The following is a 26,031-nucleotide window of genomic DNA, read 5'->3' on the forward strand; positions in this document are numbered from 1 at the left end:
TACTCGCCAAACGGCAGAGTAATTTCGATTAACTCAACACCTGTGAGTGTCCACACAGATTTGCTTGATAAATTGTTAAAGAGCGTTGACCATCGCCTTATCGTAATTGATTTCAGCGGGTCAGGGCTGCGTATTCTACGCATTCCCGTTTTTGCGTCAAGTAGTTTTTGCAACTTTCTTTTCGCTCACCGAGGAGTGAATCACTCGATGAACTGGCACTTGAAACTGCGTATCGCTGTCTGCCGTGTCAGTGGATGCGCATTATAGGGAGCTGAACTTTTTGTGCAAGGGCTTTTTTCGGTTTTTTTGATCTTTTTTCAATAGTTTCAGTTAGTCACAAAATACCCACTATTTATCCTCAAACTTATCCACAAAACAGATAAAAGCGGTTAATTTTAGTGCAGCAATACTGATTACGATTTATAGACGAAGGGTTTTATAGTCGGTAGAGAGTTAAAGCACCTATAAAGAAGCAGGCATGAAAAAGGCGACTATTTCAGTCGCCTTTTAAATTGAGTTTACGTGTTTATTAGCTTAGCTTGCCGTGGCACTGCTTATACTTACGGCCTGAGCCACAAGGACAAGGATCGTTACGACCCACTTTATCGCCATCGCGGATCATTGGCGTATGAGCCATCATCTCGTCGCTACCATCATCCCCACCCACTAAGGCTTCGGCTGCTGCATGCTGATAGTCGCGTTGGATCTTGGCATCTTCTTCACGACGACGCGCTTCCATCTCTTCTACGTCTGACTGTGCTTGTACTTGTACCTTAGATAGCACGCTAATCACGTCATGCTTTAAGGTCGAAAGTAATTGTTGGAACAGTTCGAAAGACTCGCGCTTATATTCTTGCTTTGGATTCTTCTGCGCGTAACCACGTAAGTGGATACCTTGGCGTAAGTGGTCCATTGCCGCTAAGTGTTCTTTCCACAGACCATCGAGGGTTTGTAGCATCACTGCTTTTTCGAACTGGCGCAGTACTGGCGCACCGACCATTTCTTCTTTTGCTTTATATGCATCAGACCAAGAAGTGATGATACGCTCACGTAATGTTTCTTCGTGTAAGTCGTCTTCTTTATCTAGCCATTCTTGGATTGGCAGTTTCAGCATAAATTCTTGCTGTAAACGTTGCTCTAAACCAGGCACATCCCATAACTCTTCCACTGATTGTGGTGGAATGTATTGATCGATCACCGCACTGATCACATCGTCTTGGATGTTTTTGATGGTGTCTTCGATACTTTCGGCATCCATCAACTCGTTACGCTGTGCGTAAACCACTTGACGCTGGTCGTTTGCGACGTCGTCAAATTCGAGCAGTTGCTTACGAATATCGAAGTTACGCGCTTCCACTTTACGTTGTGCGTTTTCAATCGCACGGGAAACCCATGGATGTTCAATAGCTTCGCCTTCTTCCATCCCCAGTTTCTTCATCATGCCTGAGACACGATCCGAGGCGAAGATGCGCATTAAGCTATCTTCCATAGAAAGGTAAAAACGTGAAGAACCTGCATCACCTTGACGACCCGCACGACCACGTAGCTGGTTGTCGATACGGCGAGATTCGTGGCGCTCAGTACCTAAAATGTGTAAACCACCGGCGGCGACCACGGCATCGTGGCGCTCTTGCCAGTCGGCCTTGATTTTGGCTTTTTGCTCAGCAGTTGGATTCTCGAGGGCTTCGATTTCCATATTCCAGTTGCCGCCTAACACGATGTCGGTACCACGACCCGCCATGTTAGTAGCAATAGTCACAGCGCCAGTACGACCCGCTTGGGCAACAATTTCGGCTTCTTTTTCGTGGAACTTAGCGTTAAGCACTTGGTGCGGGATCTTCTCCTTCACCATTAAGCGCGCTAACAGCTCAGACTGTTCGATAGACACTGTACCCACTAGGACAGGTTGGCCACGTTCACGGCAATCTTTGATGTCTTTAATGATCGCTTGGTATTTTTCATTGGCGGTGAGGTAAACCAAATCCGCCATATCCTTACGCACCATAGGACGGTTGGTTGGCACAACCACAGTATCTAGACCGTAGATGTGTTGGAACTCAAACGCTTCGGTATCGGCCGTACCTGTCATACCCGCTAACTTCTCATATAAACGGAAGTAGTTTTGGAAGGTAATCGATGCCAGGGTTTGGTTTTCGTTTTGGATACGAACGCCTTCTTTGGCTTCAACGGCTTGGTGTAAACCTTCTGACCAGCGACGACCTGGCATAGTACGGCCAGTGTGTTCGTCAACGATGATCACTTCGCCATCTTGAACGATATAGTCAACGTCACGCTCAAACAGGGTATGCGCACGCAGCGCCGCATTCACATGGTGCAGCAGAGAAATGTTTGCCGCTGAGTAGAGAGAGTCGCCTTCGGCTAACATGCCGCGCTCAATCAACAGGTTCTCAACCTTCTCTTGACCACGCTCGGTGAAGTGCACTTGTTTGGCTTTTTCATCGATGCTGTAGTCACCCTCACCCACATACTCTTCAGAGTCTTCTTTATCTTGACGGATAAGACTTGGGATTAAGGTGTTGATCTTGATATATAGCTCAGAGCTGTCTTCCGCAGCACCAGAGATAATCAGTGGCGTGCGAGCTTCGTCGATAAGAATTGAGTCGACTTCGTCGATCAGTGCGTAGTGCAATGGACGTTGAACACGCTCTTGTGGCGAGAACGCCATGTTGTCGCGCAGATAGTCGAAACCAAATTCGTTGTTGGTACCGTAAGTAATGTCGGCGTTGTAGGCGTCTTTTTTCGCCTGCTGGCCTAGACCTGCGACGTTAATGCCGACCGTTAAGCCTAAGAATTCGAACAGTGGGCGGTTATTCTCGGCGTCACGACGAGCTAAGTAATCGTTGACGGTAATAACGTGAACGCCTTTACCGGTTAAGGCATTTAGATAGGCTGGTAGGGTCGCGGTTAAGGTTTTACCTTCACCGGTACGCATTTCAGCGATGCGGTTACTGTCGAGCACCATACCACCGAGTAATTGCACGTCGAAGTGACGCATCTCGAAAACACGCTTCGATGCTTCACGCACTGTAGCGAAGGCTTCCGCCATAATGCTCTCTAACGACGCTCCGGCCGCTAAACGCTCGCGAAACTCGGCGGTTTTCGCCTTAAGCTGTTCATCGGTTAATTTTTCATAATCGGCTTCAAGCGCATTAATCTTATTAACTACTTTTTGTAACCCTTTGAGGGTACGGTCGTTGCGACTACCAAATACTTTTGTCAGTAATTTACCAAACATCTGAATCACTTATTTTCTGTAGGCCAAGTCCATGATGGAAACTAGAAGCCAATGTTTCAATTAACCTGCCTTGCGGTAGACAAACTTCTGTGGATCTATCTGCTGTCCGCCACGCAACACTTCATAATGCACATGAGCCCCTGTTGAGCGCCCAGTGCTTCCCATACTGGCGATGGTTTCGCCTTTAGCGACCACATCACCTACAGCTACTGACAAAGCTTTATTATGACCATAGCGAGTACGTAAACCGTTACCATGATCGATTTCGACCAATTCGCCATAGCCAAACATATTCCCAGCCCAAGTCACCACGCCTGCAGCAGTCGCGACAACTTTAGCCCCTTCTCGACCGGTAAAATCGATCCCTTTATGCATGGTTCGACGACCGTTAAAAGGGTCATTACGTAATCCGTAGGGCGACGATAACCAACCTTTATCGAGTGGGAGCCCTGATACATAACGTTCAGCATCTATATGGTGGTTAGATGACACTGTTTCAAGTAGTGATAGTTGAACATTATTGTTGTCAATTCGTGACGCCAGTTTATCCATATCATCGATAAGCTGACCAAGTTCGATATTCGAGCCTAATTCGCTCAAGCCACCGACCCCCACTTCAGAGGAGAAATCAAAGTCTTCATCCAATTTGTTTTGTTTAGCGACTTGTTGACCTAAGGCCTCGAGACGGGTGATTTTAGCTTGCATGCGCGCAACATGGGTCGCCAGCATGGCTAGCTGTGACTCTGTGGCACTCTTTAATTCTAAGACTTGCTTCTTTTGTTGTTCGCGTTGGATACGATCGTTATCGACACTGGCTTGCTGGTTTTCAAATTTAGCAGAGTTGTGTTGATAAATACCGGCACCAGTCGCCAACAATAGCATGGGAAGGAGCAACCAGCGTTTACTGGGTTGCCAGCGCGTGACGCCATTCCGACCTTGAATAAATACTGTTACACTCATAGCCTAATTCAGCCATCTTATTATCATATGAAAAAGCCCCCTCAGGATCTCAGCCAATTACTACACCAGTCAGGCACATTGCCCGATATAGCTGAGAAAGCGGAACTACTTTTATATCTGGATCAGCACGTGAAGCAGATTGTCGCAGGTCCTGTTGCGGAGCAGCTGAAAGTCGCCAATTTCCGCCAGGGTGTTCTTGTGGTTGAAACCACTTCGGCAGCATGGGCCGCACGAATTAATTTCCAAAAGCCGAAACTACTAGCGCAGCTTCAAGCAGAAACGCTCCCAATCCTTACCGCAATTGAAGTTAAAGTCAACCCGAGATTAGCATTGTATGACGCAAAGCCGAAACAGGCGCACAAGCAACTCAGTCCAGCAGCGGCAGAACATATTGCTGCGCTTGCAGAAAATGTGAGCGGAACACTAGGCGAAAAACTAAAACGGCTGGCCACATTGGCCAGCCGTAATAAGTAAACATCAAGCGCTATTAAGCGTAAACCGCGCCACCTGGCACAGTAAAGCTGACGGGAACATCGGCTTCTTTCTCAAAGCTCACCAGCTCCCACGCATCCTGCTGCGCCAATAAGGCTCGCACTAATTGGTTATTCAGTGCATGACCCGTTTTATAGGCAGTAAACTCACCAAGAATGGCGTGTCCTGCCACGTAGAGATCACCAAACGCATCTAAAATTTTGTGCTTAACGAACTCATCCTCATAACGCAGGCCGTCGGGGTTGAGGACGCGATATTCATCAAGTACAACCGCGTTTTCCATGCTGCCACCTAATGCTAGGTTGTTCGCACGCAGATACTCAATATCACGCATAAAACCAAAAGTACGGGCACGGCTAATGTCTTTAACAAAAGCAGAAGTAGAGAAGTCCATCACCACATGCTGTTGACTACGGGCAATTTCAGGGTGAGCAAAGTCAATTTTGAAGTTGACTCTAAAGCCTTTGAATGGCTTCAGCTCGGCCCACTTATCACCGTCTTCAACACGTACAGGGCGTTTAATCTTTAAGTACTTCTTAGGCGCAGCCTGCTCTTTAATACCTGCAGACTGAAGCAAGAAGACAAATGGGCTCGCACTGCCATCCATGATTGGGATTTCAGGCGCGTCCACTTCGATTACGGCGTTATCAATGCCTAAACCCGCTAAGGCTGCAAATAAATGCTCAATAGTCGAAATACGAATACCTTCGTCATTGACAAGTGCCGTGCACATAGTGGTTTCGCGAACTTGTTCCGCCTTTGCTGGAATAGCAACGGCAGGATTCATGTCGGTACGCACGAGTACGATCCCTGTATTGACTGGTGCGGGCATAATGCTCAAGGTGACCTTATTCCCAGAGTGCAAACCGACTCCAGTAGCCTTCACCATTTTTTGAACAGTTCTTTGAAATATCATTCAGTTACCCGTTTAGATTTCTATAATTAAGCCTAATATTTGCACACACAGCGGCGGCAAAACGACCACATAGGTGCTACATGGTAACATAAGTTGACCATGTCATACAAATGTAGTCATTGGGTGGTACAGCCTCACAGAGCAAGGCACCACCCGACACGCTGGACTCAAATACCTGTTTTAATCAGCTTGCTTACGCAAAAACGCTGGGATATCTAAGTAATCCAATTCATGCTTTGTTGAAGGTGCTGGCGCTGGAGCGGGCGATGCAGGTAACACGTTACCCTTTGGCGCCGCATAACTCACATGAGTCGCTTCTTCGACATAGGCTTCGACTTTTGGTTCCACAACCACTGGCTCTGGACGTGGTGCTGGTTTAGAAACCAGTTGAATATCAGGACGCTTTTCAGCACCGATACCCGTTGCAACCACAGTTACACGCAGCTCGTCGCTCATTTCTGGGTCGATCACCGCACCCACAACTACTGTCGCGTTGTCAGAAGCGTAAGCTTTAACATGGTTACCCACGGTTTCAAATTCTTCGATGCTCATGTCCATACCTGCGGTAATGTTAACTAACACACCACGGGCACCGGCTAAGTCGATGTCTTCTAATAATGGGCTGGCAACTGCCGCTTCGGCCGCTTCTTCCGCACGGTCTTCACCACGCGCAACACCGGTACCCATCATGGCATTACCCATTTCAGACATAACGGTTTTCACGTCCGCAAAGTCGACGTTAATCAGACCAGGACGAGTGATAAGCTCGGCAATACCTTGTACTGCACCGAGTAACACGTTATTCGCTGCGGCAAACGCATCGAGTAATGACGTACCACGGCCCAATACTTTTAATAATTTTTCGTTAGGGATAGTGATTAACGAATCCACGTGCTTGGCCAGTTCGCTAATACCTTGCTCGGCATAAGCCATACGCTTCTTGCCTTCGAAAGGGAAAGGCTTAGTCACGACGGCAACCGTTAAGATGCCTTCTTCGCGAGCGATTTGAGCAACGACTGGCGCAGCACCTGTACCCGTACCACCGCCCATACCGGCAGCGATAAAGATCATGTCTGAGCCTTTGATCGCCGCACGAATGTTTTCACGGTCTTCTTCCGCTGCGGCACGACCTACTTCTGGGTTGGCGCCAGCGCCAAGACCTTTAGTGACATCGCGACCTAATTGAATCGTTGAGCCAGCGCCTGATTTACGTAGCGCCTGTGCGTCTGTGTTGGTAACGACAAACTCAACACCTTCAATGTTGTGTTTGACCATATGTTCGACAGCATTACCGCCGCCGCCGCCAACGCCGATGACTTTAATCACCGCGTCGTCTGAGTGAGTGTCCATGATCTCAAACATTGTCTGATCTCCGTGTTGCCTGCGTTATTAAAATTCACCCTTAAACCAGCTTTGGACCCGATTCCAAGCACTGGTAACCCCTTGACGCTCAGGACGCTCGAATTGACGCTCAAGCACCCGTCTTGCACCGTAATGAAGCAATCCAACCCCAGTGGAGTAAATAGACTGATCCACGTATTCGTATAACCCTTTAATCGGCAATGGTGAGGCGACGCGAACCGGCATCCCAAAGGTTGCCTCCGCGATGTCCACCACGCCTTGGATCGACGCCGTACCGCCTGTGAGCACGATACCGGCGGCGATTTGATCTTCTAGACCACTGTCTTTCAGCTCCTTGAGCACTAACTCAAACAGCTCTTGATATCTCGGCTCAACTACTTCGGCCAAAGTATGGCGCGACATGCTGCGTGATGGACGACCACCGACCGATGGCACTTCGATACTGTCTTCGCGGCTCACCATGGAGCTGCGCGCACAGGCGAACTGCACTTTAATTTGTTCAGCATGTGACGAGGGTGTGCGGAAAATCTTCGCGATATCGTTGGTCACTTGGTTGCCCGCAACCGGCACAACCGCGCAATGACGCAGCGCACCATTGGTGTACACTGCGATATCCGTCGTACCACCGCCGATATCGACGATACACACACCTAAGTCTTTTTCATCGAAGGTTAATACCGCATCCGCCGACGCAATGCCGGAAAACACTAAGTCATCGACCTTCAAGCCACAGCGTTCAACACTCTTAGTGATGTTCTTCGCCATATCATTGGCGCAGGTCACTATGTGTACCTTGGCTTCCATCCGCATGCCTGACATGCCGATAGGACTGCGAATGCCGTCTTGTACGTCAATCGCATATTCCTGTGGTAACACATGCAGAATGCGGCGTTCCGTTGGGATCTTCACCGAGCGCGCGGTGTGGATCACGTTGTCGACGTCTTCCTGTGTCACTTCTTCATCGTTAATCGACACCATGCCATTTTCGTTTTGGCAGGCGATATGTTTACCGGAAATGCTCAGGTAAACCGATGATACTTGGCAGTCTGCCATTAATTCCGCTTGATCGAGCGCGCGTTGCACACTGCGTACGATGGAGTCTAAATCGTTAACGCCACCTTTATCCATGCCCCTTGAAGGGTGGTTACCAAGGCCGACTATGCTGATTTCGCCATCGGGCAGAACTTCGCCTATGATCACTGCGACTTTAGAGGTTCCTATGTCCAATCCGACGATCAGATTTCTATCTTGGTTTTTGGTCATTAATTATCGGCTCTCTTGTTTGTGCATCGCCCCAGCCTACGGCCAACCCTGTGTCGTAGCGCAAATCCACTCTGGCAATCGGTTTATCTTGTTTCGCCAGTAACGGATAAACAGTGATAAACCTTTGTATCCTTGCCATTTTATCTTCTCGACCTAGGTCTAAAACAATACCGTTACCCAGTGTCGCGTGCCACGCATGACGTGGCGTTAAACTCAAATTGGCCAAGGTAAAGCCATTAATCTTCAGTAGCGAGTTAACCTGCGCGTAGGCGGTTAACACTTCGGTCCCCATATCATCTGGCCCAGATAAATAAGGCAAATGCTCTAGCTCAGGATGCGATGGCGCTTCAAACACTTCACCATGCACATTGAGCCAAGCGGTGCCATTCCAATGGGCGACCGGTTGCTGCTCCTGTAAATACACCCTGAGTTTCGCTGGCCATTCACGCCTCACTGACGCGCGATACACCCAAGGTAAGGCTTCTAACGCCTGTTGCACTAAGGTGATGTCTGCGCTGAAAAAACTCCGCTGCATTAAATCCTGTAGTGCAATTTGTATATCTCTATCTGTGGTGTAAGTCCGTTCACCTTTGATGGCCACAGCCTCAATGGGCAGCGTGCTGGCATCATTTAAAAACTTATGCAGTTGGTAGCCACCAAAGACAAAACTCCCAATGACTAACCATAAAAAACCAATTCCGCTCCACAGGTACCAATTAACCCGTGACATCCTCGCCCACCAGTGTCGCCTCTTATCACTCCAAGACACGTTTGTTTCCACCTTTCAACGACACTACTAAAAACCACAGAAAATCGGCCATTATATAGAGCTAAAGCCTCGGGTCAAAATTTCCTTTAAACCCGAGTTGTTCCGCAATACATCAAGGTTTTACCTCGGTTGTCGCGGCAGTGCTAAAGCCCAATTCAGAGGCGGCTAACTGGCGCGACAGGGCGCCTATATTACCCGCACCTTGGGTCAACAATAAATCCCCCTCCTGCAACACATCGGGTAGCACTTCGGCTAACTGATCTGGGCTGGCGATAAAGATGGGGTCTAACTGTCCGCGCAAACGAATCGAGCGGCACAGTGCACGGCCATCGGCACCGGGGATCGGCGCTTCACCCGCGCTATACACCTCGAGTAACAGCAAGCAATCCACTTGAGATAACACTTCAATAAAGTCTTCGTACAAGTCACGAGTACGAGTGTATCTGTGTGGCTGATAGGCCATGACTAAGCGTTTATCCGGCCAGCCTGCGCGCGCCGCTTTAATGGTCGCCGCCACTTCGCTGGGGTGATGACCATAGTCGTCCACTAAGATCACTTCGCCCTTTGGCGTCGCGAACTTACCTAAGTGTTGGAAACGACGGCCAATACCCTGGAATTCAGCCAAGGCTTGAATGATGGCGCTATCATCAATTTCATCTTCTGTCGCCACGGCAATCGCCGCGAGCGCATTTAATACATTGTGCTGACCCGGCAGGTTAAGCAGCAGATCTAAATCTTCTTTGCCTTTACGTCTGACGGTAAAGCGGCATTGATGACCCTGCTGATGGAAGTTCAGTGCCTGCACGTCGGCATCGTCACTGAAGCCATAGGTGATCATATGGCGACCAATACGCGGCATAATCTCGCGCACCACAGCATCGTCGATACACACTACCGCCACGCCATAGAACGGCAGGTTATGTAAAAAGTCCACGAAGGTCGATTTGAGCTTTTCAAAATCCCCACCGTAGGTGTCCATGTGGTCGGCTTCAATATTCGTCACCACGCTGACCATAGGTTGCAGGTGCAGGAAGCTGGCATCACTCTCGTCGGCTTCGGCGATAAGATAACGACTGGTGCCTAAGCGGGCATTAGTGCCTGCGCTGTTCAGCAAGCCGCCGATCACGAAGGTCGGATCGCGACCCGCTTGACCATACAAACTGGCAATCAAACTGGTAGTTGTGGTTTTACCGTGCGTCCCCGCAATCGCCACACCATGGCGATAACGCATCAACTCGGCCAACATTTCGGCGCGGCGCACGATAGGAATACGCAATTCCTTCGCCGCAATAATTTCTGGGTTCTCAGGATTAATCGCGGTCGAGACCACAACCACATCGGCTTGCTGCACGTTATCGGCGCCATGGCCGATATGAATTTTCGCGCCCAGCAGGCAGAGTCTGTCAGTCACGGCGTTTTGCGCTATGTCTGAACCACTGACGACATAACCTTCGTTTACTAATACTTCAGCGATCCCCCCCATGCCCGCGCCGCCAATGCCGACGAAATGAATACGCTTAATCCGGCGCATTTCGGGGATCATACTTCTTAGCTGTAAGTATCTTTCTGTCTTAGTCATACCTATCCTTTCTCGGCGAGAGCAATACACACTTGGGCCACCTGCTCGGTCGCATCCAACACGGCAACATCTCTCGCTCTTTGGCCCATTTGGGCTAATTCTGCTCTGTCATTGGCGAGTAACTGTAATTTACTCACCAGCTTATTCACGTCCAAGATGGCCTGCGGCAATAGGAAAGCGGCGCCAGCCTCAACCAATACTTGAGCGTTACGGGTCTGATGATCATCCACGGCATGGGGATAAGGTACCAGAATACTCGGTAGTCCCACCGCCGCTAACTCGGATACCGTCAGCGCGCCGGCACGGCACAATACCACATCCGCCCAGCGATAGGCGGCTTCCATGTCATCAATAAATTCGGCAACGTTAACGCCGCCCTCTTGTCCTTGCTGTTGATAAGCCGACTTAACGCCCGTCAGATTATCCTTACCCACTTGATGCCAAACCGTAATCGACTGCTGCTTACTCAGCGCGGCCACCACTTCAGGCATTAAGTCGTTAAAGACTTTGGCGCCTAAACTGCCGCCCACCACTAAGACTTTTAAGGCATCATCCGCGGCTTGCTTAGGTTCGGCACCTAAGGCGATAAGCTCGCGACGAATAGGGTTCCCCACCACCTTGGCCTTCACCTGAGTGAAGGTATTTTTAAAGGCGCACAGTACTTGATTCGCAATTCGCGAGAGTAACTTGTTGGTCATTCCCGGAATGGCGTTTTGCTCATGCAGCACTAAGGGCACGCCAGCCAATTTCGCCGCCACACCGCCCGGGCCACTGGCAAATCCGCCCATGCCCAGCACCACATCGGGCTTGAACTCAGCAATCACGGCCTTGGCTTGCAGAATCGAGCGCACCACTTTAAAAGGCGCTGCCAATTTACGTACTAAGCCATTACCACGCACGCCCTTGATATCGATAAAATCGATATCGAAGCCATACTGAGGCACTAAACGTGCCTCCATACGATCGGCTGTTCCTAACCAACGAACTTGCCAACCTTGCTGCGCTAAATACTTTGCCACCGCGAGCGCTGGGAACACATGTCCGCCCGTGCCGCCTGCCATGACTAAAATACGTTTACCCGCGTCGGTCATTACTTCAATCTCCCTTGCACGGCCTGAACTAAACTCATGCGCCGCTCATAATCGATGCGCAGCAATGTCATTGCCGCCGCCGTCATGACCCATAGACTACTACCGCCGTAACTCACAAAGGGCAGTGTTAACCCTTTAGTAGGTAACATACCAATGCTTGCGCCCACATTAACGACGGTCTGGAAACAGATCCAAATCCCGATGGCATAGGCCAGATAACCTTCGAAGGCTTTGTCCATCGCCAAACATAAATTGCCGAGGCGAATGGCCCTCAATGCCACAAACAGCAGCACAGATAACACAGCGATAATGCCGATAAAACCTAACTCTTCACCAATCACTGCAAAAATAAAGTCGGTATGTGCCTCGGGGAGGTACTCCAACTTCTGAATACTGTTACCTAGGCCCTGACCAAACCAATCACCACGACCATAGGCCATCAGCGATTGCGTTAACTGATAGCCACTGCCGAACGGATCTTGCCAAGGATCTAAAAACGAGGTCACCCGGCGCATACGGTAAGGCTCGAGTAGCACCAGTGCCACGAATGCCAACACCCCGGCAAAAATCAGCGCGAAGAAGTCCAGCAAACGCGCGCCCGCGAGGAACAACAGCCCCACAGTACCGACGAATAACACCACCACGGTTCCTAAGTCGGGCTGCATTAAAATCAAAATTGCGTAGATCGCAAATACTGCAATCGGCTTATAGAAGCCCTTAGCATTTTCACGCACTTCCTGATGTCGACGCACCAGATAGCCCGCCATGTACACAGAGAACGCAAACTTAGCGACCTCGGCCACCTGAATACGGATGGGACCTATGGATAACCAACGGGTCGCACCGTTGACTGTGGTACCGACAACCAGCACCGCCAGTAACATCAAAAACACGCCTAGCAACATGATGGGGCTCATCCGCTGCCAAGTTTGCATCTCGACCCTCAGCACAAAAGCGGCAATCACTAAGCATCCCAACAGATAGCCCACATGGCGGGTCATAAAGTGGAAGGGATTGCCCGTCAGCGTTTGCGCCTCAGGCATAGAGGCCGACATTACCATGACAAAACCAAAGCCAATCAAAGACAGCACGGCCGTGAGCAAAGCCCGGTCGTACAATTGCACGCCCGGCACCTCGTTATCACGTTGCCAGTTAGGCAGTGCGTTCAGCACTCGCCCAAACAGGCTGAGCTGTCTTGCATCACTCGCCATCGAGTTGCTCCACTTGGCTTCTAAAATCATCCCCACGAGCCATAAAGTTGCTGTACATATCTAGGCTCGCACAGGCTGGCGATAGGAGTACGATATCGCCGGAGGTGGCTAACTCGGCGGCCTTAGCCACAGCAGCAGCCATAGAGTCCACCTTAATGGCCCCTTCCTTCAATGCGGCTATCTTATTGCCATCGCGACCTAAGGTGATGAGGTGTGTCACTTTCGTTAACGGCTCGACCAACGGACTGAAATCCGCGCCCTTACCATCACCACCAGCAATCAAAATAATGTCACCTAAGTGATCGCTTAACCCATCGAGCGCCGCGACGGTGGCGCCAACATTGGTCGCCTTCGAATCGTTCACATAGGTCACGCCCGCTTTTACACCGACCACTTCACAGCGATGAGAAAGGCCAGTAAAGGTACGAGCCACTTTAGCCATGACTTGCTTATCGACGCCCACGGCATACACCAGCGCCATGGCAGCGAGTAAGTTGGCATGGTTATGACTACCAATCAGCGATACTTCGGTGATCGGCATAATTTCACTGTGACCGTGGTAAATCTTGCTATCACAAATGCCCCACTCGTCGCCCTCTGGCGGCGCTAAACCAAAGCTGTTTTGGTTCATCGGCTCAGTCGGGATAGTCAGCGCATCATCACGGTTAAAGATGATGGAGCGGCTTTGATGGTACAGACGCAGCTTGGCCTTACGATAGGCATCCATATCGCTGTATCTGTCCATATGATCTTCGGTCACGTTCAAACAGGTCGACGCCACGCAGTTTAAGCTGTGGGTGGTTTCGAGCTGGAAGCTCGACAGCTCAAGCACAAAAATATCGGCATTTTCCGTCAGCAGATCGAGCGCCGGAATGCCAATGTTGCCACCCACGGCCACCGCCATGCCGGCTTCACGCAGCATTTCGCCCACTAAGGTGGTAACGGTCGACTTGCCGTTTGAGCCAGTAATCCCAATCACACAAGGTTTACGGTCGGCAATCTCACGGGCAAATAGCTCCACATCGCCAATGACTTCAATCCCCATATCCAGTGCAGCGCGCACTTCAGGCGTATCAATCGCAATACCTGGGCTGATAATGATTTGCTTTGCTTGCACTAAGTAACGGCAATCAAATCCGCCGGCAATCAGCTGCACCTCAGGGAATGCGCTGGCAAGGGTGTCCGCACCGGGAGGTTGGCGACGACTATCCATCACCAAGGGTGTAATGCCTTTTCCACACAAATAGCGCACTACCGAGAGCCCGGTGGCACCCAAACCTAACACTATGTGTGAATACTGACTTTGCATGAGCGATTACCTTAACTTCAACGTGGCTAAGCCGAGTAACACTAAGAAAATCGAGATAATCCAAAAGCGGACAATCACGCGTGGTTCAGGCCAACCCTTTAACTCATAGTGGTGATGGATAGGCGCCATGCGGAAAATGCGCTGGCCACGTAACTTGTAAGAACCGACCTGCAGGATCACAGACACAGTTTCCATCACAAACACACCGCCCATAATCACTAATAGGATTTCTTGGCGAACCAGAACCGCGATCGCGCCTAAGGCTGCGCCTAAAGACAGCGAGCCCACATCGCCCATGAAGACCTGTGCTGGATAAGTGTTAAACCATAAAAAGCCTAAGCCTGCGCCCACAATCGCAGTACAAACGATCACTAGCTCACCCGAACCAGGTAAATGCGGAATGTGCAGGTAATTAGCAAACTGAGCATGGCCAGACAGATACGCAATCAAGGCGAATGCCGCGGCCACCATTACCGTTGGCATAATCGCCAAACCGTCGAGGCCATCGGTTAGGTTCACCGCGTTGCTCGAACCCACGATAGTAAAGTAGGCCAATACGATAAACACAGCGCCAAGCTGTGGCATCACGTCCTTAAAGAAAGGCACGACTAACTGGGTTTCACCCGGATTAGACGCTGTGGTGTAGAGGAAGAAAGCAATGATCAACGCCGCTAAGGATTGCAGAATATACTTCCAACGCGCGATCAGTCCCTTAGTATCTTTACGCACGACTTTGCGGTAATCATCAATAAAACCGATCATGCCGAAGCTGCCTAATACAAACAGCATCACCCACACATAACGGCTACCGAGATCGCCCCACAACAGCACACTGATAAAAATGGCGCCTAAAATCATCAGGCCGCCCATAGTCGGCGTACCGCGTTTACTGAAATGCGACTCTGGCCCGTCGTTACGCACGACTTGACCAATCTGCATTAACTGCAAACGCTCAATCAGTTTAGGACCCCACCATAAACTAAACATTAATGCGGTTAACAAGCCTAAAATGGCTCGAAATGTCACATAGGAAAATACGTTAAACCCAGTATGAAAACGGGTTAAATACTCGGCCAGATACACCAGCATCTACACTAACTCCCCACGCCCGAAGGCTACTGTTAGGCCATCCACGACCCGCTCCATTGCGGCACTACGTGAACCTTTAACTAAAACCGTCACCTGTCCCGGCAACTGGTTGATGTGTTTTATGAGTTTTTCTACTAACGTCGCCACGCTGTCATGGTGCTCCGCCCCGAAAGCTTGGCTAGTGTGCTGAGTTAAGGTGCCGGTACAGAACAGAGCATCGATGCCCTGTTGCTTTGCCAGTTGTCCCAGTTCAGCGTGTAAAAGGGGCGCATTGTCGCCTAATTCGCCCAAATCTCCCAGTACCAAACAGCGATTTTCAGAAATTTCCTTTAACCAAGCGATAGCCGCCCCCACTGACACGGGATTGGCGTTATAGCTATCATCGATTAAGCGAACGCGTCCTAATTGAGTGGGTTGCATACGGCCCTTAACAGGGGTCAACTGGCTCAAACCATCGGCGATTTCCTTCAGGCTTAATCCCAAAGAAATACAAACACTTGCAGCAGCCAACGCGTTGCTAACTTGGTGACGACCCGCGAGAGGCAGAGTCACTTCGCAGGACTCTCCCGCGTAATTGAGGATAAAACGATAGCAACCTTCGCTATTGGCTTTGTGGCCAGTCGCAATCACATCAATTTGACGTTTAGCCGCGCCTTCCTGCTGGGAGAAGCTTAATTGCTTATATTGTTTCGCTTTCACCCGCATCACATCGGCAAAGGCATCATCAGCATTGATAATTGCCGTACCGCCGGGTTGCAGATGGTTGTAGATTTCCGATTTGGCCTGGGCGACACCCGCCTGTGAGCCAAAGCCTTCTAAGTGGGCGCTGCCAACGTTATTGACTAAGGCTACGTGAGGACGCACCAAACTCGAGGTGTAATCAATCTCACCTTTATGGTTAGCGCCAAGCTCAAACACCCCGTATTTATCCTTGGGCGTTAAGCGCAGTAAGGTGAGTGGCACACCGATTTCATTATTAAAATTGCCAGCGGTGTAAAGCACTTGATGCTTCGCCGATAAAATTGTGGCGATCATTTCTTTCACGCTGGTTTTGCCATTGGAGCCAGTTAAGGCCACACAAATGGGATCCACTTGGTCACGTACATAGGCACCAATCGCGCCCATGGCTTTTTGGCAATCGGCAACAATAAGCTGCGGCACATCGAAGGCCAATTCACGCTCAACCAGCAGTGCAACCGCACCATTTTCAATTGCCGTGGCTGCAAAATCATGGCCGTCGAAACGCTCGCCCTTTAAGGCGACAAACAGGGTCGCAGGGCCGATTTTACGGCTATCGCTGCTTAATGCTTGGATAGTGACATCGTCACCTACTCGATGCGCACTTAAGTGTTGGCTTAGCGCCTCGAGAGAAATTGGGATCATTGGCTTTGCTCCGATAACTGACGTGCCAGGGCGCGCTCATCATAGTCATGACGCACACCTGCCGCCTCTTGGTAAGTTTCATGGCCTTTGCCCGCAAGCAGAATCACATCCCCAGGTTTAGCCTGTGCCACGACGCGTTTGATCGCCGCCACACGGTCAACCTCGGTCAGCGCACGCTCTGGGTGAGTCAGCCCTTGGATAATATCGGTAATAATTTGGTTAGGATCTTCGCTGCGGGCATTATCGCTAGTCACCATAATGCGATCGGCGCATTGCTCCGCCGCTTGTCCCATTAGCGGGCGTTTACCCTTATCACGGTCGCCACCACAGCCAAACACGCACCACAACTCACCCGCGCAGTGACGACGCAGGGCATTCAGCGCCTGTTCAATCGCATCCGGGGTGTGGGCATAATCGACGACTAAGGTGATGTTGTCCGCGGTAGTAAAACGTTCCATACGGCCAGCCACGGGCACTAAATAAGGCACTTTAGCGGCCAGAGCACGCATATCCATGCCCTGTAAATACAAGGCGGATAAAGCAGCGAGTAAATTCGAGAGATTAAAGGCGCCTAATAAAGGAGAGCGAATGTCGATTTCGCCCTCGGGCCAGACTAATGTTGCCTGCACGCCTTGATCGTTAAATTGGGCATTCTTAGTGTAAAACGCCGCCTCGGGATGCGCTTCAATGCTAAAGCCCCACATCTTCGCGGGGACATTTGCCAGCTCGGATAACCAGGCGGCGCCAACGGGATCGTCGAGATTCACTAAGCCGTGACGCAGGGCGTCGAAACGAAACAGCATTTGCTTAGCCGCGGCATAGTTTTCCATATCGCCGTGGTAGTCCAAGTGATCACGGGTCAGGTTAGTGAATACCGCCACATCGAAGGGCACGGCATCGACTCGGCCTTGGACTAACCCATGACTTGAGACTTCCATCGCGCAGGTATTAACGCCTTTGTCTGCAAACTCATGTAGTTGGTGCATCAGGGTAATGGCATCGGCGGTCGTATTACCGCTATCGACTAACTCGCCCCACAGGCCATTACCGAGCGTGCCCATCACCGCCGCTTTACCTTCAAGTAATGTAACTAATTGCGCGCAGAGCTGACTGGTCGAGGTTTTACCGTTGGTGCCGGTGATCCCGACAATGCCCATCGACTGACCTTGGATAACGGGATAACGCACTGCGGCAACCGCTGACACTAGCTTCGCTAACTGATAGAAATAAATCTGCACGCCTTGCTCAGTCGCAATAACCTTGCCCTGCTCTTCAATGCTATCCGTATGCACTAACACCGCAGTCGCACCTTGGGCTAAGGCCTTATCGATAAATTGACGGCCATCGACCTTATGGCCGGGCAACGCTAAAAACACATCGCCGCGACGTATTGCGCGGCTATCTAAAGTCAAATCTAAGAAGGTTTGTTCGCCCGCGTAGGGGAACCAAGGCGCTAATAGATCCCTTAACAACATCATTCAGTTCTCCCGGCGAGTCCCGCCAATTGCACCTGTTCTTTATCGGAAATGGGTTCGACATTTAACATTTGCAGTGCGCCTGACATCACCTTAGCGAATGCCGGCCCTGCCACTGAACCACCATAATAGAGATCGCCTTTCGGCTCGTTCACCACGACAACAATCGCGAGTTTGGGATTATTCACCGGCGCGACACCAGCAAATAACGCAACATAATCATCACCATAACCGCCAGCTACCGCCTTACGGCTGGTGCCCGACTTACCCGCAACGGGGTAGCCATCGATATGCGCAAGCGTACCTGTACCGCCTTTTTCGGTCACGCCCACCATCATTTGCAGCACATCGTGAGCGACCTCTTGTGAGATCACGCGCTCACCTTCGGGCGGCTTTTTCAGTTTTAAAATCGATACAGGATATAAAGTGCCGCCATTACCTAAAGTGGCGTACATCCGTGCCAGTTGCAGTGTGGTCGCCGTTAGGCCGTAGCCGAAAGATAAGGTTGCGCGCTCAAAATCAGACCAGCGGTGGCGGTCTTGGATCAAACCCGCGCTCTCACCCGTGAGGTTAATCCCCGAAAAGCTGCCTAAGCCCATGGATTGATAAGTGCCTAATAACTGCTGCACAGGAATTGACAGGGCGAGTTTACTGATCCCCACGTTACTGGATTTCGCCAGAATACGTGCCAGTGTCATATCGCCGTAGTTCGCCGCATCCCGTACTTGGCGACCGCCTAAACGCATCCAACCCGGAGAGGTTGGGATCACATCGGTAGACTTAACCGTGCCCGCTTCTAACGCCGCAGCAACCACAAAAGGTTTAATGGTCGAGCCAGGCTCGAAGGTATCCGTCATCGCGCGGTTACGCATTCTGAAGGTTTGCAGATTGTCGCGCGAGTTGGGGTTATAGGATGGCGTATTCACCATGGCTAAAACTTCGCCAGTGTGGATATCGAGCACTACGATCGAGCCAGAGGTCGCTTGGTTCATCTCGGTCGTGCGCTTTAACTCGCGGTAGGCAAGTTGTTGAATTCGTTGGTCGATACTCAAGACTAGATCATTCGGGCTCTCGCCTTCCTGAACGATATCGAGACGCTCAACCACATGACCATCGCGGGATTTACGCACTTTTTGTTTAGATGGTGTACCAGTAAGCCAACTGTTGTAAGCGTTTTCGACACCTTCAATACCGACATCGTCGATATTGGTAATGCCGATAAGCTGGGCGGTGATCTCACCACCGGGGTAGTAGCGGCGTGACTCGGACTTTAAAAACACCCCAGGCAATTTAAGCTGAGTGATATAGTCTGCCACCGCAGGCGTGACTTGGCGTTTAAGGTAGGTAAAACGTTTGGTTGGATTGCTGCGCACCTTGTCGAGCACATCTTCCACGGGTTCGTGCAATACGTCCGCCAACGCTTGCCAGCGGCGCATATCGGTAAAACCATTGTTATCATTGACTTGTTTAGGGTCGGCCCACACGGCACGCACCGGCACACTCACCGCCAGCATATCGCCGTTACGATCTGTGATTAAGCCACGCTGCACCTCACGACTGGTGGTACGCAGGGTGCGCATGTCGCTCTCGTGACGCAGCTTATCGGGCTCGATAATTTGAATATAAGCAGCACGACCCACAAGGCTCGAAAACATCGCAAATACAAAGCCAACCACGACGTATAAACGCCAGTGGATCAATTGTGGCTTTTGCTTTTTGCTGGCCTGTTTGGTTTTTGCTTGCCTAGTCATATCTTCCCTATGTTCACGGCACCTTTACCACAACTTCTTCGCTGGGTAAGGGTCGACTCATGTTGAGATCCTTTGATGCAATCCGCGTGATCCGGCTGTGCTCGGTCTGGGATTGCTCTTCCAATAATAAATTGCGCCACTCGATATCTAATCTGTCACGCTCCTGCAGCAGCTGATCCCATTGGGTGGTGAGCTTACGGCTCACATGGCTGGTATAGACCACAGCCACAGCATTACTGAGCACGAGCAGTGCGAGTAACAAGATCCATTTGTGTTGCCACAGGTCGTTTAATACTATCCGTGGCAGATTTAATGAGGGCTTACTCACTTTGTTTGCCCTCTAGTAATCTAATCGCTCGGCAATGCGTAACACTGAGCTGCGCGCTCTGGCATTGCGTTCAATTTCCTCATCGGAAGGCATAATCGCCTTACCAATGGCGCGCAATTTACGCGACTTGTTAATTTGATCTTCGGTGATTGGCAGACCGTGGGGCACGCTCTCACCTTGGCTATGGCGACGAATAAAACGTTTTACGATGCGATCTTCCAGAGAGTGGAAGCTGATAATCGATAAACGTCCCTGTGGCGCCAGTACGGTTAATGCACCTTCAAGCGCTTGATCAATTTGATCTAATTCACTGTTGATATAAATACGGATCGCCTGAAATACCCGAGTTGCAGGGTGTTTGTTACGCTCTTTATTTTTAGTGATCCGCGCAATCAAATCGGCTAAATCTTTGGTGCGTAAAAACGGGGTTTTATCACGGTCAGCCGCAATACAACGGGCAATATGGCGCGCATTTTTCTCTTCGCCATAGGTTTTGAATACCCACGCCATATCTTCAATTTCGGCGCGCGCTAACCACTGAGCAGCGGTTTCGCCTTGGCTATTGTCCATGCGCATATCGAGCGGACCATCGCGCAGGAAACTAAAGCCACGTTCGGCATCATCGAGCTGCGGAGAAGACACGCCTAAGTCGAGTAACACACCATCAATTTTGCCAACCAGACCAAGCTCTTCGACGTAATCGGCTAGTTGGCCAAAACCACCATGTACGATTTGAAAACGGGGATCATCGGCGAATTGTTTAGCCGCTTCAATGGCTTGAGGATCACGATCGATCGCAATCAGACGTCCGTTTTCACCCAGTCTTTGCAGCACTTGTCTTGAATGACCACCGCGGCCGAACGTGCCATCGATATAGATGCCATCGTCTTTGATGTTCAAACCGCCAACCGTTTCTTCGAGCAGAACGGATAAATGGGCAAATTCTTGACTCATTACTCTCTTCTTATTTAGTTATGCGACTCGTTAGAGTGAAAAATCCGCCAGACGCTCGTTATTCGCGAGCTCCTCGCTTCGAATCGTTTCCTGACACTCATCAATTTGCTGCAGCCAAGCTTGCTCATCCCACAGCTCAAACTTGTTTAACTGTCCCACCAGCATGATGCGCTTATCTAAATTGGCGTATTGCCTTAGCGGCGGTGGCAGTAATATGCGCCCGTTGCCATCGAGTTCTACCTCATGGGCATAACCCAGCAACATGCGCTTAAGGGACCGTTGGGTTTTGTCGGTATCTGAAAGCTTGAGTAACTTAGCTTCGATCAATTCCCACTCATGGATGGGATAAAGGAGTAAACACGCAGATTGAATATCGACTGTGATGACGATGCGGCCTTGGTGCTCTAGCTGCAAAGGTTCGCGGTATCGCACTGGAATAGCGATCCGTCCCTTTGTATCTAAGTTGATAGCACTGGCTCCACGAAACACGCTAATTCATCCTATCCTTTGATTTTTGATCCACAAATATCCACTATTTCCCACAAATGCTAAGTTTAGGGATAGTAGACAAGCATTGTCAAGGGATGGGATCCTTTTATAAAGCCAGTCGGCAAGCGGGTTAGCAGCATGTTGAGCCCATCACTTAGCGACAAAGTTTTGACAAAAAGATCAGCGGAAAATCGGCTAAACGGCGAAAACCACGGGAATATAAAGCGAACAAAAAAGCAGCAGCCTTTTGCTTTCAGGGAGTTGCAATGAAATATTTGCCACAGGGTTTCTGTAAATATGGGATTTTCCCGTGTGAAAAATCACACTGGACTCACAAGGGGCAACAAAATAGACTCATTTTTTACATTCGCATTGGCTTATAGAGCGTCAATTTCTAGCATAAATCGCTGAAATTTTATTTTCAGTTGCGGATTTATTCTGCAATTTAGGGATGCCTTTATTTCACGATTGCGAGGAAGATCAAAACTCCCGCGGGACTAACTCAAAGAATAACGCTATGACAGCTACTCAAATCCGAACCTGGCACAAGTGGTTTGCGCTACTTACCGCGATTCAATTGCTGCTTTGGTTAGCCACCGGCGCTTATATGGTGTGGATGGATATCGAATTTATTCGCGGTAAGCCACTGGTAGATAAGGCAAGTACGGCTATGTATCAAGTGGATGCGCCCGCCTTCAGCTTTACTGACTTTATCAAAGCACATCCCGACTCGACCGAGATCAGCCTGTATGCGAATCAAGGCACACTCTACTATCGCGCCAATGTCGCGGGAAAATTGCAGCGCTTTAGCAGTGAGACGGGTGAAGTATTACCGCTGCTCGATAAACAACAGGCGCTCGACGCCGCACAGCGAGTCTATACGGGTCAGGCTAAATTTATCGGCTCGACACTCATTGAGCAGAACGCTCCGAATGAAATCCCTGCCCGCGCACTCCCCGTTTGGCAACTGACGTTAGACGATGCCATGCACTCGACGCTTTATGTTTCAGCAATAACCGGACAGCTCGTCACAGTCCGCCATGATTATTGGCGACTCTTCGATGTGATGTGGATGCTGCACATTATGGACTACGAAACCCGAGAGAACGTAAACAATCCTTTACTCACACTCATGAGCAGTCTCGCCTTGTTGACGGCACTCTTTGGTATCGCCTTGACCTATATCAGTTTTCGACACAAAAATCGTGAGGAGCCAGTATGAGCCTCTCGACGCTTCGCCATACCAGCATGACTGCCACCAAACATCCCATTAGCCTAGTATTGCAAACCGTACATAAATGGCTCGGGCTTATCGTTGGCCTGCAATTATTAATTTGGGTCGTGACAGGACTCGCCTTTAACCTGATTGACGAGCGTTTTTTGGATGCGAACCCATATCGCACCACGCATAAAACCGCGAGTCCCACTACTGCACTCGCCCCCACGGCTAATCTGCTGCAACAATATCAAGCAGAAGGCATTATCGAACTTAAGCTAACCTCAGTGCTCGAACGCGCCGTATATGCGCTCAGCACAACTCAACAAACTCGCTGGTTTTGGGCGGACTCACTAAAGCCGCTATCCTTGAGTGATGCCGAGATACTCGCTATTGCCAAACAGAGTTACTCAGGCCCTAGTGAACTCAGCGCACCGCAAATCCTCACCCACGAAACGCCATTCGATGCCAGTGGCCCAGTGGCTATGCTGACAGCCGTGGACGAAGTTGGAACGCGGATTTATATCGATACTGCTTCGGGTACGGTTCTTGCCCACCAAAATCGCCAATCGGATCTCAAAGATCTGCTCTTTATGCTGCATTTTATGGATTATGCTCCCAATAATGGCATTGGTTTTAATCACTTATTGTTACAACTTGTCAGCATTGCCGCGCTGTTGTTAGGTCTTTCGGGGATTTACATCCTTGGGCATAAATTCCATCAAGGTCAGTTATCGCTGCCGTTATTGAGGCGCAAAAACACCAGCGGAAAACTGACGCTTTTTACTCAAGACGCTCAGCTTCTTACCGAATTGTCTGACCTTAGTGGCAGCTATTTAGAAAGTATTAATCGAGAGAGTGAAAGATTAAGAACCCAATGTGGCGGTGGCGGACGCTGCGGCCTCTGTAAACTCAGATTTGTCGAGCAGGCGCCCAGCCCCAATGATTATGATCTAGATAAACTCACCGCCGCTGAGCTAGCACAAGGTATTCGCCTGAGCTGCCAACACGAGGCGCACCCTGGAAAACTAGAATTAGTCACCAAAGCCCAGCACAGATATTGGTCACAGTCCAAGCGCTAGAGAGTGTCGCGCACAGGCTTAAATCGGCGTATAGTCTAAATATTAAGCAGTTCCCGCCGATAAAAGGTTAAGTGGTCATAAACCAAGGAGGCGCTATGAGTGGATTGGACAGTCTTTACGCTATGCTGGCACAGCCAGTAAAACCCGTATTAACCCCAAAACGGGTCGTCGATCAGGTGAGCGGTGCGACTGCTAATGCGCCCGATAGCCATGAAACCCCGCAGTCACAATTGCCCCCAACGCTAGATGTTAAAGTCAGGGAAAGGCGCAAAAACGACAACGCCAGTCGTAATAAAAAGCGCCGCGCATCGGACAAACAACAAGATTTAAAAGAGGGTGTGGTGCTCGAAGTTACCGACGATACCGCTGACACCGCACAATCGTCCAGCAAACACATCATCGACATCGAAGTTTAACTTACGGCGATTAAATGAATAAGGCGCAACCTCAGGTGCGCCTTATGTGTTTCAGGCTTAAAAGAAACTAAGAACGGGTTCTAGCCACCGCATCTTGCCAGCCCGCATATAACAACTCCCTTTGACTCGCATCTATATTCGGTTTGAAGTGTTTATCGATACAGGCCTTATGCTCAAGTTCGGTCACTGAGGTCCAAAAACCAACCGCAAGACCCGCTAAAAAGGCTGCGCCAAGTGCTGTGGTCTCACACACGCTCGGCCTTAAGACTTCAACGTCGGTGATATCCGCTTGAAATTGCATCAGGAAGTCATTAGCAACCGCGCCGCCATCGACCTTAAGGGATTTAAGCCGCTCACCGCTGTCCTTAATCATGGCATCGAGCAAATCCTTACTCTGGTAGGCAATCGACTCCAACGCCGCGCGGATAATATGATTACGGTTGGCGCCACGCGTTAACCCAAACAGTGCGCCACGGGCATTAGGATCCCAATAGGGAGCGCCAAGTCCGACAAAGGCTGGCACTAAATACACGCCATTGGTATCTGCGACTTTAGAGGCAAAATATTCGGTGTCGCTGGCATCGCGAATCAATCCCAGCTCATCCCTTAACCATTGAATCGTCGCGCCGCCCATAAATACTGAGCCTTCGAGGGCGTAGTTCACTTCACCTTGAGCGCCTACCGCCACTGTGGTTAATAAACCATGGGATGAACGCACGGCTTTATTGCCTGTATTCATTAATAAAAAGCAGCCAGTGCCATAGGTATTTTTGGCCATTCCCGGCTCAACACAAAGCTGGCCAAAGAGCGCCGCCTGTTGATCGCCCGCGATCCCCGCGAGAGGAATTTCGCTGCCCTCACCGGCAATACGGGTTGTGCCATAGACACTGCAAGAAGGTTTCACTTCAGGCAACATAGCGGCAGGAATATCGAGCGCCTCCAGCAGCTTGCTATCCCAACTCAGGCTGTGGATATTAAACAGCAGCGTACGGGCTGCATTGGTGGGGTCGGTCACATGCACTTTGCCTTCGGTGAGTTTCCACAGCAACCAAGTATCAACCGTGCCGAATAAGAGCTCGCCTCGTTTGGCTTTTGCACGCGCATCCGGCACATTATCGAGGATCCATTTGATCTTAGTGCCTGAAAAATAAGGGTCAAGCAGGAGTCCCGTATTCTCCCGCACATAATCTTCTAAGCCTTGGGCCTTGAGTTGCTCACAGATCTCTGAGCTGCGGCGACACTGCCACACAATGCCATTGTAGACGGGTTTGCCAGTGGCCTTTTCCCAGATAATGGTGGTTTCGCGCTGATTGGTGATACCAATGGCCGCCACTTCATCGCTGTGAATCCCCGCTCTGGCAAGGGATTCGATCAACACCGAACTTTGGCTCGCCCAGATCTCCATGGGATCATGCTCCACCCAGCCGGGGTTTGGATAAAGCTGAGTAAACTCCCGCTGCGAAACGCTGACAATATTGGCATCGTGGTCAAACACAATCGCTCTTGAGCTGGTTGTGCCTTGGTCTAACGCCACTACGTATTTTTTCTGCACACGACTATCCTATTTGTCCTCTGCCATATTCAAATCGGCAGATTCTTAATGACTCATTGATTATGCTCTGAATATATTCGCATTTGCC

22 protein-coding genes are annotated in these 26,031 nt (G+C 50.2%); 4 read left to right on the plus strand and 18 right to left on the minus strand.

Going from position 1 to position 26,031, the window contains the following annotated elements; genetic code table 11:
- Nucleotides 1-529: 529 nt before the first annotated feature.
- A complete protein-coding gene (gene secA, locus N5E87_RS19060) occupies nucleotides 530-3,256 on the minus strand; it encodes a preprotein translocase subunit SecA (RefSeq protein WP_011718491.1) in 2,727 nt (908 codons plus the stop codon).
- 60 nt (nucleotides 3,257-3,316) lie between these two features.
- The gene (locus tag N5E87_RS19065; protein ID WP_011624932.1) at nucleotides 3,317-4,216 is read right to left on the minus strand and encodes a M23 family metallopeptidase; all 900 of its coding nucleotides are present in this window, start codon (nucleotides 4,214-4,216) and stop codon (nucleotides 3,317-3,319) included.
- A gap of 27 nt (nucleotides 4,217-4,243) precedes the next feature.
- On the opposite strand from N5E87_RS19065, the gene N5E87_RS19070 reads away from it, so the two are divergent.
- The gene (locus tag N5E87_RS19070) at nucleotides 4,244-4,690 is read left to right on the plus strand and encodes a DciA family protein (protein ID WP_011718492.1); all 447 of its coding nucleotides are present in this window, start codon (nucleotides 4,244-4,246) and stop codon (nucleotides 4,688-4,690) included.
- Nucleotides 4,691-4,703: 13 nt separating this feature from the next.
- On the opposite strand, the gene lpxC is transcribed toward N5E87_RS19070, so the two are convergent.
- The 15 genes from lpxC to mraZ all read right to left on the minus strand — a co-directional run bounded on the left by lpxC (nucleotide 4,704) and on the right by mraZ (nucleotide 21,677).
- Complete coding sequence (gene lpxC / locus N5E87_RS19075) at nucleotides 4,704-5,624, minus strand: UDP-3-O-acyl-N-acetylglucosamine deacetylase (RefSeq protein ID WP_011624293.1); 921 nt, start codon at nucleotides 5,622-5,624, stop codon at nucleotides 4,704-4,706.
- 180 nt (nucleotides 5,625-5,804) lie between these two features.
- Entirely contained in the window at nucleotides 5,805-6,986 is a 1,182-nt protein-coding gene (ftsZ, locus tag N5E87_RS19080) for a cell division protein FtsZ (protein ID WP_279775714.1), read from the minus strand.
- 27 nt (nucleotides 6,987-7,013) lie between these two features.
- Nucleotides 7,014-8,249 carry a cell division protein FtsA gene (ftsA, locus tag N5E87_RS19085; RefSeq protein WP_011718494.1) on the minus strand — a complete coding sequence of 412 codons (1,236 nt, stop codon included), beginning with the start codon at nucleotides 8,247-8,249 and terminating at the stop codon, nucleotides 7,014-7,016.
- Nucleotides 8,230-8,979 (minus strand): cell division protein FtsQ/DivIB, encoded by a 750-nt coding sequence (locus tag N5E87_RS19090; RefSeq protein ID WP_011718495.1) that lies wholly within the window; start codon nucleotides 8,977-8,979, stop codon nucleotides 8,230-8,232. Before N5E87_RS19090 ends, ftsA begins: the two co-directional genes overlap by 20 nt.
- Nucleotides 8,980-9,130: 151 nt before the next feature.
- Entirely contained in the window at nucleotides 9,131-10,597 is a 1,467-nt protein-coding gene (murC, locus tag N5E87_RS19095; protein ID WP_086903077.1) for a UDP-N-acetylmuramate--L-alanine ligase, read from the minus strand.
- Nucleotides 10,598-10,599: 2 nt separating this feature from the next.
- On the minus strand, nucleotides 10,600-11,688 hold the full coding sequence (gene murG, locus N5E87_RS19100; RefSeq protein ID WP_011624928.1) for an undecaprenyldiphospho-muramoylpentapeptide beta-N-acetylglucosaminyltransferase: 1,089 nt from the start codon (nucleotides 11,686-11,688) through the stop codon (nucleotides 10,600-10,602).
- The gene (gene ftsW, locus N5E87_RS19105; RefSeq protein ID WP_011624927.1) at nucleotides 11,688-12,899 is read right to left on the minus strand and encodes a cell division protein FtsW; all 1,212 of its coding nucleotides are present in this window, start codon (nucleotides 12,897-12,899) and stop codon (nucleotides 11,688-11,690) included. The genes murG and ftsW overlap by 1 nt, the downstream gene beginning before the upstream one ends.
- Nucleotides 12,889-14,208, minus strand: a complete 1,320-nt coding sequence (murD, locus tag N5E87_RS19110; RefSeq protein ID WP_011624299.1) for a UDP-N-acetylmuramoyl-L-alanine--D-glutamate ligase — start codon at nucleotides 14,206-14,208, stop codon at nucleotides 12,889-12,891. Before murD ends, ftsW begins: the two co-directional genes overlap by 11 nt.
- Before the next feature lie 6 nt (nucleotides 14,209-14,214).
- Complete coding sequence (gene mraY, locus N5E87_RS19115; protein WP_011624300.1) at nucleotides 14,215-15,297, minus strand: phospho-N-acetylmuramoyl-pentapeptide-transferase; 1,083 nt, start codon at nucleotides 15,295-15,297, stop codon at nucleotides 14,215-14,217.
- On the minus strand, nucleotides 15,298-16,680 hold the full coding sequence (murF, locus tag N5E87_RS19120; RefSeq protein WP_279775715.1) for a UDP-N-acetylmuramoyl-tripeptide--D-alanyl-D-alanine ligase: 1,383 nt from the start codon (nucleotides 16,678-16,680) through the stop codon (nucleotides 15,298-15,300). It lies immediately after the preceding gene.
- Nucleotides 16,677-18,158, minus strand: a complete 1,482-nt coding sequence (gene murE, locus N5E87_RS19125) for a UDP-N-acetylmuramoyl-L-alanyl-D-glutamate--2,6-diaminopimelate ligase (RefSeq protein ID WP_279775717.1) — start codon at nucleotides 18,156-18,158, stop codon at nucleotides 16,677-16,679. The genes murF and murE overlap by 4 nt, the downstream gene beginning before the upstream one ends.
- Nucleotides 18,155-19,906, minus strand: a complete 1,752-nt coding sequence (locus tag N5E87_RS19130; RefSeq protein WP_086903074.1) for a penicillin-binding transpeptidase domain-containing protein — start codon at nucleotides 19,904-19,906, stop codon at nucleotides 18,155-18,157. The genes murE and N5E87_RS19130 overlap by 4 nt, the downstream gene beginning before the upstream one ends.
- A 13-nt stretch (nucleotides 19,907-19,919) precedes the next feature.
- Nucleotides 19,920-20,234: a cell division protein FtsL gene (gene ftsL / locus N5E87_RS19135; RefSeq protein WP_011624304.1), complete on the minus strand. Its 315-nt coding sequence runs from the start codon at nucleotides 20,232-20,234 to the stop codon at nucleotides 19,920-19,922.
- A 12-nt stretch (nucleotides 20,235-20,246) separates the two neighbouring features.
- Complete coding sequence (gene rsmH / locus N5E87_RS19140) at nucleotides 20,247-21,188, minus strand: 16S rRNA (cytosine(1402)-N(4))-methyltransferase RsmH (protein WP_011624305.1); 942 nt, start codon at nucleotides 21,186-21,188, stop codon at nucleotides 20,247-20,249.
- 30 nt (nucleotides 21,189-21,218) lie between these two features.
- Nucleotides 21,219-21,677 (minus strand): division/cell wall cluster transcriptional repressor MraZ, encoded by a 459-nt coding sequence (gene mraZ / locus N5E87_RS19145; protein WP_011624306.1) that lies wholly within the window; start codon nucleotides 21,675-21,677, stop codon nucleotides 21,219-21,221.
- A 517-nt stretch (nucleotides 21,678-22,194) separates the two neighbouring features.
- On the opposite strand from mraZ, the gene N5E87_RS19150 reads away from it, so the two are divergent.
- The 3 genes from N5E87_RS19150 (at nucleotide 22,195) to N5E87_RS19160 (ending at nucleotide 24,391) form a co-directional block, all read left to right on the plus strand.
- Nucleotides 22,195-22,899 (plus strand): peptidase, encoded by a 705-nt coding sequence (locus N5E87_RS19150; RefSeq protein ID WP_086903073.1) that lies wholly within the window; start codon nucleotides 22,195-22,197, stop codon nucleotides 22,897-22,899.
- Nucleotides 22,896-23,975, plus strand: a complete 1,080-nt coding sequence (locus N5E87_RS19155; RefSeq protein ID WP_279775720.1) for a PepSY domain-containing protein — start codon at nucleotides 22,896-22,898, stop codon at nucleotides 23,973-23,975. Before N5E87_RS19150 ends, N5E87_RS19155 begins: the two co-directional genes overlap by 4 nt.
- A gap of 95 nt (nucleotides 23,976-24,070) precedes the next feature.
- Nucleotides 24,071-24,391: a hypothetical protein gene (locus N5E87_RS19160; protein WP_086903071.1), complete on the plus strand. Its 321-nt coding sequence runs from the start codon at nucleotides 24,071-24,073 to the stop codon at nucleotides 24,389-24,391.
- 67 nt (nucleotides 24,392-24,458) lie between these two features.
- Here the strand turns inward: N5E87_RS19160 and glpK are convergent, their stop codons facing one another.
- Complete coding sequence (gene glpK / locus N5E87_RS19165; RefSeq protein WP_086903070.1) at nucleotides 24,459-25,943, minus strand: glycerol kinase GlpK; 1,485 nt, start codon at nucleotides 25,941-25,943, stop codon at nucleotides 24,459-24,461.
- Between the last annotated feature and the right edge of the window lie 88 nt (nucleotides 25,944-26,031).

This window comes from Shewanella sp. GD03713, from assembly GCF_029843705.1.
In the GTDB taxonomy this organism is placed as follows: domain Bacteria; phylum Pseudomonadota; class Gammaproteobacteria; order Enterobacterales; family Shewanellaceae; genus Shewanella.

Bases quoted from the DNA above. Each gene is read 5' to 3' on its own strand.
- ftsW (WP_011624927.1), bottom strand. From the start codon at position 12,899: ATGGCGAGTGATGCAAGACAGCTCAGCCTGTTTGGGCGAGTGCTGAAC.
- murF (WP_279775715.1), bottom strand. From the start codon at position 16,680: ATGATCCCAATTTCTCTCGAGGCGCTAAGCCAACACTTAAGTGCGCAT.
- N5E87_RS19090 (WP_011718495.1), bottom strand. From the start codon at position 8,979: ATGTCACGGGTTAATTGGTACCTGTGGAGCGGAATTGGTTTTTTATGG.
- N5E87_RS19150 (WP_086903073.1), top strand. From the start codon at position 22,195: ATGACAGCTACTCAAATCCGAACCTGGCACAAGTGGTTTGCGCTACTT.
- N5E87_RS19160 (WP_086903071.1), top strand. From the start codon at position 24,071: ATGAGTGGATTGGACAGTCTTTACGCTATGCTGGCACAGCCAGTAAAA.
- N5E87_RS19155 (WP_279775720.1), top strand. From the start codon at position 22,896: ATGAGCCTCTCGACGCTTCGCCATACCAGCATGACTGCCACCAAACAT.
- murE (WP_279775717.1), bottom strand. From the start codon at position 18,158: ATGATGTTGTTAAGGGATCTATTAGCGCCTTGGTTCCCCTACGCGGGC.
- murG (WP_011624928.1), bottom strand. From the start codon at position 11,688: ATGACCGACGCGGGTAAACGTATTTTAGTCATGGCAGGCGGCACGGGC.
- ftsA (WP_011718494.1), bottom strand. From the start codon at position 8,249: ATGACCAAAAACCAAGATAGAAATCTGATCGTCGGATTGGACATAGGA.
- secA (WP_011718491.1), bottom strand. From the start codon at position 3,256: ATGTTTGGTAAATTACTGACAAAAGTATTTGGTAGTCGCAACGACCGT.
- N5E87_RS19070 (WP_011718492.1), top strand. From the start codon at position 4,244: ATGAAAAAGCCCCCTCAGGATCTCAGCCAATTACTACACCAGTCAGGC.
- N5E87_RS19065 (WP_011624932.1), bottom strand. From the start codon at position 4,216: ATGAGTGTAACAGTATTTATTCAAGGTCGGAATGGCGTCACGCGCTGG.
- mraY (WP_011624300.1), bottom strand. From the start codon at position 15,297: ATGCTGGTGTATCTGGCCGAGTATTTAACCCGTTTTCATACTGGGTTT.
- ftsZ (WP_279775714.1), bottom strand. From the start codon at position 6,986: ATGTTTGAGATCATGGACACTCACTCAGACGACGCGGTGATTAAAGTC.
- murC (WP_086903077.1), bottom strand. From the start codon at position 10,597: ATGACTAAGACAGAAAGATACTTACAGCTAAGAAGTATGATCCCCGAA.
- N5E87_RS19130 (WP_086903074.1), bottom strand. From the start codon at position 19,906: ATGACTAGGCAAGCAAAAACCAAACAGGCCAGCAAAAAGCAAAAGCCA.
- lpxC (WP_011624293.1), bottom strand. From the start codon at position 5,624: ATGATATTTCAAAGAACTGTTCAAAAAATGGTGAAGGCTACTGGAGTC.
- murD (WP_011624299.1), bottom strand. From the start codon at position 14,208: ATGCAAAGTCAGTATTCACACATAGTGTTAGGTTTGGGTGCCACCGGG.
- rsmH (WP_011624305.1), bottom strand. From the start codon at position 21,188: ATGAGTCAAGAATTTGCCCATTTATCCGTTCTGCTCGAAGAAACGGTT.